At 74.1% G+C, this 3309-nt stretch carries 3 protein-coding genes and 1 pseudogene; all 4 read right to left on the bottom strand.

Annotated features, from left to right (window positions below; genetic code table 11):
* A pseudogene (locus tag DSY14_RS27375) lies at nucleotides 1–828 on the bottom strand (transglutaminase domain-containing protein); the annotation flags it as partial.
* Entirely contained in the window at nucleotides 825–1955 is a 1131-nt protein-coding gene (locus DSY14_RS27370) for a DUF58 domain-containing protein (protein WP_211719491.1), read from the bottom strand. The pseudogene DSY14_RS27375 and the gene DSY14_RS27370, both read right to left, overlap by 4 nt.
* Nucleotides 1955–2887: a MoxR family ATPase gene (locus DSY14_RS27365; protein WP_249188557.1), complete on the bottom strand. Its 933-nt coding sequence runs from the start codon at nucleotides 2885–2887 to the stop codon at nucleotides 1955–1957. The genes DSY14_RS27370 and DSY14_RS27365 overlap by 1 nt, the downstream gene beginning before the upstream one ends.
* A 101-nt stretch (nucleotides 2888–2988) precedes the next feature.
* On the bottom strand, nucleotides 2989–3309 hold a 321-nt coding region (locus DSY14_RS27360; protein WP_211719489.1), incomplete at its 5' end, for an ABC transporter permease.

Raw genomic sequence — 3309 nt, 5'->3', positions numbered from 1 at the left:
GGTCAGGACGGCGCGGGGGTCGCCGGGTTCGGCGGCCCATCCGGAGAGCAGGAAGGGACCGCCGAGCACCGCCGTGGTGGCGGTGAGCACGCAGATGGCCCCGGTGACGGCCGCGTCGCGCATCCGGGAGGGTCCGGCCGGGCGCTCGTCCACCTGGATGCCCAGCGCGGGTGTTCCCGAGGTGCCGTGTACTGCCTTCCCCGGGCGCACGGACATGACGAGGACCGCGGCCACGCCGAGCAGACCGATCGAGGGGAACCCGGGCGGAGCGACCGGACCGTTGAGCACGACGGCGCCCACCACGAGCAGCAGGCCGGGGAGCAGGGCGAGCGCACGGCGTTCGGCGCGCCAGGCCAGTGCCGCGGCGGTACCGGTGAGCCAGGTCGCCGACAACGGAAGCGTGAGGGTGTCGACGCTGAGGGGCGTGGGTGCGGTGCTGGTGAGGATCCGCGCCCCCGAGTGCAGGATCGCCTCGGCGGCACCCCGCAGGACGCCGTCGACCTCCCCCGGGATCCATGCCGCGCTCACCAGGATCGCGGCCAGCGGCAGGGGCAGACCGAAGAGCACGGAGCGGAGCGCGCCGAACCGGGCGTGCAGCAGCAGCGCGACCACGACGGAGACGAGCGCGCAGAGGGCGAGGACGGCGAGGAGCGTCCAGGGGGAAGCGTAGGAGAAGGCCAGCGCCGCCCCTCCCGCGCCGGTGGCCAGGACCAGCCCGACGTGGGCCGGAAGCGCGCCCGCAGTGAACGGGGAGGTTCCACGGGGCCCGCGCCGGGGCGCCCCGGGCGCTGTATCCGCCGCGGGCCCTGGGGTGGTCGGAGCCGTCATCGTGGCCATGGTGCCTCGTTCCAACGGTCCGCGAACGCGTCGGCGTCACCCGCGGTGATGAGCGTGACGGCGGCGGGTGCGGCCGGAGGTTCCTGCCGGCCGATGACCGCCGCGAAGAGACCGGAGTACCGGTCACCGAGCCGGCCGAGGAGCCGCAGGTCGGTCGCGTCCAGCGATCCGCTGACCAGAATGGCGGTGTCCCCCTGGCTCTGGGTGCGGGCCAGGTGGAGGGCCTCGGCGAGCTCCGCCCCGGGGGTGGGAGCGGCCTCGGCGAGCAGGTCGAGCAGGGACGGCAGGCCGCCGCTGCTGTCCCTGCCCCGTCCACTGACCAACCGGAGCTCACAGTGGAGCGAGGCCCGTACCCCGGTGGCGAGCAGGGAGGCCGCCGCACTCGCCACCTCGTCCAGACGGGCGGCACCGTCCTCGGAGGGACGGTCGTCGACCAGGACGCACACCCGGGTCTGGGAGGTGTCGACGTACTCGCGCACCACGAGCCGGTCCAGTCGCGCGGAACTGCGCCAGTGCACGTGGCGCAGGTCGTCGCCGGGAGCGTAGTCGCGCAGGGTGTGGAAGGTGAGCGTGCCCGCGCGGGCGCCGTCGACCTCACCATCGGGGTCGGCGACGTTGCCGACGGGGATGGCCCGCAGGTACTGCCAGGTCGGATGCACCCAGACCCGATCGGTCGGGCCGTGGGTGCGCGCGCTCTCGGCCAGGCCCAGGGGGTCGGACCGGCCGGCCCGCAGGGGGCCGAGTTCGATCAGTCCGCGGCGGAAGGGCTGGAGCCAGTAGTCCGAGCCTCCGGTGCCGCCGCCGGGCAACGGTGTCAGGGGGACGTCGTGTTCCCCGTCGGGGCCGACGACCCGTTCGCTGATCCGCAGGGTGCGGCGCCCGGTGTTCGCGGCGCGCATGTGCACCCGCACGGACCTGCCGGGGGTGGTGCGGGTGCCCGTGGGCAGGGAACGGGTCATGGTCACGGCGGCGGGACGGCCCACGGTCAGGGCGGCCACCGCCACGGCCAGGGCGGCGAGCGCACCGAGCAGGGCGAGTTCCTGGTACTGGGAGAGGATCCCCACGGCGAGCAGCAGGGCCCCGGCGGCCGCCACCAGCCACCCTCGCGTGGTCGGCATCAGCGGGCCGCCGTCGCCCCCGGGTGGCCCGGCTGTGGGGCCGGGGTCGCCTCGAGGATCTCGTCGAGCACGTCGACGCCGGTGCGTCCGCCGACGGAGGCCTCCGGAGAGAGCACCAGTCGGTGGGCCCACACCGGTCGGGCCAGGGTCTTGACGTCCTCGGGGGTGGCGTAGGGGCGGCCGGAGACCAGGGCGAGCGTGCGGGCCGTGTGGGCCATCGCGACGGTCGCGCGGGTCGAGAGCCCCACACTGAGCGCGGAGTGTGCGCGCGTGGCCCGGGCCAGACGCAGGACGTACTCGTAGACGGCGTCGTCCACGTGGACACGACCGGCGTCCCGGCGCACCCGGCCCATCCGTTCGGCGTCGGTGTGCGCGGTCAGGGCGTCCGGCGAGACGATCCGGTCGCCCCGGATGATGGCCAGTTCGGCGGCCGGGTCGGCGTAGCCCACGGTCAGGCGCATGAGGAAGCGGTCGAGCTGCGCCTCGGGGAGTCGGTAGGTGCCCGACATCTCCACGGGGTTCTGAGTGGCGACCACGAGGAAGGGCATCGGGACGCTGTGGCGGACGCCGTCCACCGTGACCGCGGCCTCCTCCATGACCTCCAAGAGCGCCGACTGGGTCTTGGGCGAGGCGCGGTTGATCTCGTCGGCGATCACCACGTTGGCGAAGACGGGTCCCGGGTGGAACTCGAACTCGCGTGTGGCCTGGTTGAAGACGGTCACGCCGGTCACGTCGGAGGGCAACAGGTCGGGGGTGAACTGCACACGCCGCCAGACCCCGTCGACGGTCGAGGCGATGGCGCGGGCCAGGGTGGTCTTGCCCGTACCCGGGACGTCCTCCAGGAGGAGGTGGCCCTGGGAGAGCAGGGCGACGAGGGCGAGCCGCACCACCTCGGTCTTTCCCAACAGCGCGGTCTCGACGGAGGAGGCCATGGAGTCGAAGGCGTCCGCATGGACCGCCGCCTCGTCCGGGGAAAGGGGTGCGACGGGAGCGTGCAGGTTCACGGGGTGTCTTTCGGGTTCCGGGAGGCGGGTCAGGGGGTCTCGGCCGGCCCCGAGGGGGCGCGTTCCTGGGGAACGAGCGGGGTCGACGGGTCCTGGGTCTGCGGTTGACGCTGTGCGTTGAGTTCCTGCTGGACCTGGAACGCGCCGGCGACCACGAGACCGGCGGCCAGGAGCGCGGCGGCGATCAGGCCGACGACGACCGACGGCCACACGTGGTGGCGGGTGCGCCAGTAACGGCTGGATCCGTACAGGAGGGCCGCCCGCAGTTGCCTGCGCCGCAGGGCGTCGGCCTGCAGGACGTAGCGCTCGGTGTGGGGTGTGGTCTGGAACGCTTCGGGCAGCGGGGTGGG

The organism is Nocardiopsis sp. MG754419 (assembly GCF_018207095.1).
GTDB lineage: Bacteria > Actinomycetota > Actinomycetes > Streptosporangiales > Streptosporangiaceae > Nocardiopsis.
Note: the sequence above shows the minus strand (reverse complement) of the source record. Positions and strands in the feature narration are given on the sequence as shown.

What these genes read in the sequence shown, in the direction of transcription:
- DSY14_RS27365 (WP_249188557.1), bottom strand. Translation starts at nt 2,887, where the DNA reads ATGGCCTCCTCCGTCGAGACCGCGCTGTTGGGAAAGACCGAGGTGGTG.
- DSY14_RS27370 (WP_211719491.1), bottom strand. Translation starts at nt 1,955, where the DNA reads ATGCCGACCACGCGAGGGTGGCTGGTGGCGGCCGCCGGGGCCCTGCTG.